The 3754-nt window shown below is 58.2% G+C and carries 5 protein-coding genes; 1 reads left to right on the top strand and 4 read right to left on the bottom strand.

Translation table 11 applies throughout. From position 1 onward, the window contains the following. Positions 1–69 precede the first annotated feature (69 nt). Positions 70–405, top strand: a complete 336-nt coding sequence (locus AC1DRJ_RS21380; RefSeq protein ID WP_477803890.1) for a hypothetical protein — start codon at positions 70–72, stop codon at positions 403–405. Positions 406–431: 26 nt separating this feature from the next. On the opposite strand, the gene AC1DRJ_RS21375 is transcribed toward AC1DRJ_RS21380, so the two are convergent. From AC1DRJ_RS21375 to AC1DRJ_RS21360, 4 genes are all read right to left on the bottom strand, one after another. Then, positions 432–659 (bottom strand): DUF6555 family protein, encoded by a 228-nt coding sequence (locus AC1DRJ_RS21375; RefSeq protein WP_477803889.1) that lies wholly within the window; start codon positions 657–659, stop codon positions 432–434. Positions 660–776: 117 nt separating this feature from the next. Next, the gene (locus tag AC1DRJ_RS21370; protein WP_477803888.1) at positions 777–977 is read right to left on the bottom strand and encodes a hypothetical protein; all 201 of its coding nucleotides are present in this window, start codon (positions 975–977) and stop codon (positions 777–779) included. A 141-nt stretch (positions 978–1118) separates the two neighbouring features. Beyond that, a complete protein-coding gene (locus tag AC1DRJ_RS21365) occupies positions 1119–2447 on the bottom strand; it encodes a TolC family outer membrane protein (RefSeq protein WP_477803887.1) in 1329 nt (442 codons plus the stop codon). Between the two features lies 1 nt (position 2448). Next, a complete protein-coding gene (locus tag AC1DRJ_RS21360; RefSeq protein ID WP_477803891.1) occupies positions 2449–3750 on the bottom strand; it encodes an HlyD family type I secretion periplasmic adaptor subunit in 1302 nt (433 codons plus the stop codon). Between the last annotated feature and the right edge of the window lie 4 nt (positions 3751–3754).

Genomic DNA, 3754 nt, shown 5'->3' with positions numbered 1-3754 from the left:
GTATTCAATAGGTGGATGTGCGGACGGCGACGGGGTACATTTCGCGTTTTTACGGCATAAGGGTGCGTCATGCGGATGTTGATTGGGGGAGTGTTGTTGGCGATGCTGGCCGGTTGTTCGTTGCCGGCGTCAGTGGTTCCGGGTGAGCCTAACGTCAGCAAATACAGCAACAAACCGCCGAAAGAACTGGCTGCATGCATTTTGCCAGCATGGCAGAAAGAAATTCCGAAGACCACTCAGGTCGGTATTTCCAATGGCTACAGGATCACGGCGCCCAGCATCATCACAGCGGATGAAGTGCTGGACATTATCAAACACAAGGACGGCAGCCGGGTTTCGCTGTATCAGGGGCCGCCGTGGGCCAAGTCCGAGGCGATGCGCAAGTCAGTCAAGGCGTGCCTGTAAGTTGCCAGGGGCGCGTGGCGGCCTTGTCAACTCGGCAATTCTTCCCAGCTGACGTCGATCAAGCCACCTGATTGCGCATGGTTTCGAAGTAACTCGTGGTTTTGTTGATCGTGTCCATACGAAAGCCCCAGCCCCGAATGCAGGCAGGCGTAATACCATGCGTCTGCGTGACTCATGTGCGTGTCCGGCTGCACGAAAACGTATAGATCATTCTTGAGTCGGTAGGTGATTTGAAAGTAGCGAGTGTGAGTCATCCGATTCTCCAGGTGCTAGCGCTACGACATAAATGGCGTAGTGCCAGTTCCTTTGGATGTCGGACTTTTACTTGGATGAGCAAAAGGCAGATTTTTAATAAGACGTGCGCACGTGAATTACTGATGTGTGTCGTAATCAACATTGCGCCGATCAGTGCCTGAAGGGCTGCCAAAGTCTATCAGCCGTCTTTCTAACAAAACGTTGTCGAGTGCCTGACGCGCGGCGGGGTCCAGTTGGTGTTCCCTCTCTTTGAGTTCCAGCAGGATCGGGCTCGACCAGGCGCGATAGGCTTTTTCGGCTTTGCGAATGGACATCATCAATCTCTCCTTGATCACTTGCCCACACTTATCATGGGGACTTTGTGCGTAGTGACCCTAGTTGAGAAATCGGATTTTCGCCAACGTTTTGCACTCAATTGGTGCGGCCGGTCATTCGACACGACCGGCGGCAGGTGAACGTCAGTTGGTCACCAGCAGTTCCGGGCCGAGGTAGTCGTTGATTTGAGCGATATCGTCGTCGCCCAGACTGCCCACCGAAGAAGCCAGGCGCAGGTGCGACATCAAATAGCGCAACTTGGCCTCGAACAGATCGTGGCGTGCAACGAAGAGCAGCTCTTCGGCATTGAGCACGTCCACGTTGGTGCTGGTGCCCCCCTCCTTGAAGCCTTTGCGTGTCGAAATCAGTGAGCGTTCGTTGGACTCAACGGCTCTTTCCAGCGCGTGAATACGTTTGGCGCCACTCTGTATGCCACGAAACTCACGGGTGGTTCCGGAGATGACTTCCAGCCGTGTGGCGTCGAGTTCGTCCAGGGCCTTATCACTATTGGCACTGGCCTGGCGTGTCAGCGCGCTGACGCCGCCACCGCTGAACAACGGGAAATTGACTTCCAGCCCGATTGAGCCGTAGTGGTTGCGTTGATTCAATTCGGAGAGTGATTGGCTCTGGCCCGCGGTGTAGCCGGCAATGAAATCCAGTGTAGGCCAGTGGCCAGCGCTGGCGCGTTTCACTTCTTCTTCGGCGAGGTCGCGGCTATAGCGGCGCGCGAGGATCAGCGGGCTATCGGTTTGGGCTTTGACCAACCAGTCCTGCAGATTGCCAGGCTGCAGCGGGGGTGTATCGAAGTTCGGACGTAGGGTCGTCAGCGATTCGGGAGTTTCACCGATATATTCCTCAAGTTGGCTGCGCGCATTGACCAGGTTGTCCTGCGCTTCGATCAGTTCGGCGTCGGCGAGGTCGCGGCGAGCGACTGACTCGTCGATGTCGGTGACGGTGCCGGCTCCCAGCTCCATGCGCCGTTTCGCCGAGGCGAGTTGCTCATCGAAGGCGCGCAGCTTGGCCTTGGCCAAGGTGATGGTTTCGCTGGCGAGGAGCACGTCGAAATAGCTTTCTGCCAGGCGCACTGCGGCGTCCTGACTCTTGGCATCGAACACCGCGACGCTGTAGTCGGCACGCTGCTGACCTTGGCGATATTCGGCCATCTTTTGCTTGTTGAACAGCGGTTGCCGCAGGCGCACGTTAGCGCCCTTGGAGGTGTAGTCGAGATCATTGTCGGCGCCGTTCTGGCGTTGAGAGCCATTGACCTTGTTGTCGTAGGCCGAGGCATTGATCTGTGGCAGCAGGCCGGCCGTGCCGATGGCGCGGTTTTCCGAACCTGCCTCTTTTTCATGCACGGCGGCCCGGTAGATAGGACCCTGGTACTGCAATAGATCCCAGGCTTGCTTGAGGTCCATGGCGCTGGCCGGTAAAGCCAGCCCTAGCAGGCAGAGGAACAGCCAATGACGTTCCATTTCATTGTTCCTTGAATGAGCTGTCCACACGATCGAGCATTGGTTTAAGAAGATAGCTCATCAGGTTGCGTTCGCCAGTCTTGATGGTGACGGTGGCGGGCATGCCGGGGCGAATGTGATTGGTTCCCAACAGGCCCATGCCATCGGGCGTGACTTCCACCTGGGCCAAATAGAACGGTTCCTTACTAGCCTCGTCGAGCAGGCGGTCCGCGGAGATAGTCTTCACGCGGCCGGGGATGTTGGGCGTCTGGGCATGGTTGAAGGCTGGGAAGGCAATGTCCACAGCCAGGCCGGGGATCATCTTGTCGATGGCCTGTACTGGGATCATCGCGTCGACCTGTAGCGGTTCGTTGAGCGGAACGATTTCCATGATCTTGAAGCCGGGCTGGATGATCCCGCCGACGGTGGCAATGCTCAGGGCCTGGACCATGCCATCGATGGGCGAGCGAATCACGGTGTGGGTCACTTCATAGTCCAGCGCGCGCAAGCGGTCGGCCAGGGTGGTGTTTTCCTTGGCGGTGTCGGTCAGTTGCGATTCGACTTCCTTCAGGTAATCGTGCTGGCGTTGCAGGATGCGCAACTTGATTTCGGTAGTCTGGCTGCGCACACGAGCGATGTTGTTGAGGTTCTCGGCCTGACCGGCGGAGAGGTCGGCATTGCTGCGTTCCAGCTCAAGCAGGTGGTTGCGCGGCACATAACCTTCGGCTGCCAGCACGCGGGTGCCTTGGAGTTCCTGGGTGAGGAAGTTGATTTGCGAACCGCGGGCGCTATAGACCTGGTGCAGGCCCTTGAGCTGCACCGCCGACGCCGCGAGGTTTTCCTCAAGGATGCTGATTTCGCCAGCGAGACCGGCCCGCCGGGTGTCCAGCAGACGCTGTTGCAGGTCCATGGCGGCCATCAGGCGGTGGTCACCTCTGAAGCGCTTGACCAACTCGGGATCGAAGTTCACCACAGCGCGGTTGTCACGTTCTGCTTCCAGACGGTTTTCCACCGTCTTGCTGACGATGTACTGCGCGCTTACCGCACCTTGTTCGGCAACGGCACGCAAGGAGTCGAGGCGCACCACTTCCTGACCTTTTGCCACGACATCGCCTTCTTGAACGAGAATCGCCTCTACGGTACCCCCGCTCAGATGCTGCACCGCTTTGCTTTTGCTGGTGACTTTGACCGTGCCTGTGGCTACCACGCCGGCATCCAGCGGCGCCAGCCAGGACCACAGGAGAAAGCCGCCGAAGCCGGCGATCACCAGCCAAATGCCCAGGACCACAGGAGAAAGCCGCCGAAGCCGGCGATCACCAGCCAAATGC

The sequence above is a fragment of the Pseudomonas sp. P5_B2 genome (genome assembly GCF_056400445.1).
The sequence above is the reverse complement of the archived record's forward strand: the minus strand, read 5'-3'. Positions and strand labels throughout refer to the sequence as shown.

Bases quoted from the DNA above. Each gene is read 5' to 3' on its own strand.
- AC1DRJ_RS21370 (WP_477803888.1), bottom strand. From the start codon at position 977: ATGATGTCCATTCGCAAAGCCGAAAAAGCCTATCGCGCCTGGTCGAGC.
- AC1DRJ_RS21375 (WP_477803889.1), bottom strand. From the start codon at position 659: ATGACTCACACTCGCTACTTTCAAATCACCTACCGACTCAAGAATGAT.
- AC1DRJ_RS21365 (WP_477803887.1), bottom strand. From the start codon at position 2,447: ATGGAACGTCATTGGCTGTTCCTCTGCCTGCTAGGGCTGGCTTTACCG.
- AC1DRJ_RS21380 (WP_477803890.1), top strand. From the start codon at position 70: ATGCGGATGTTGATTGGGGGAGTGTTGTTGGCGATGCTGGCCGGTTGT.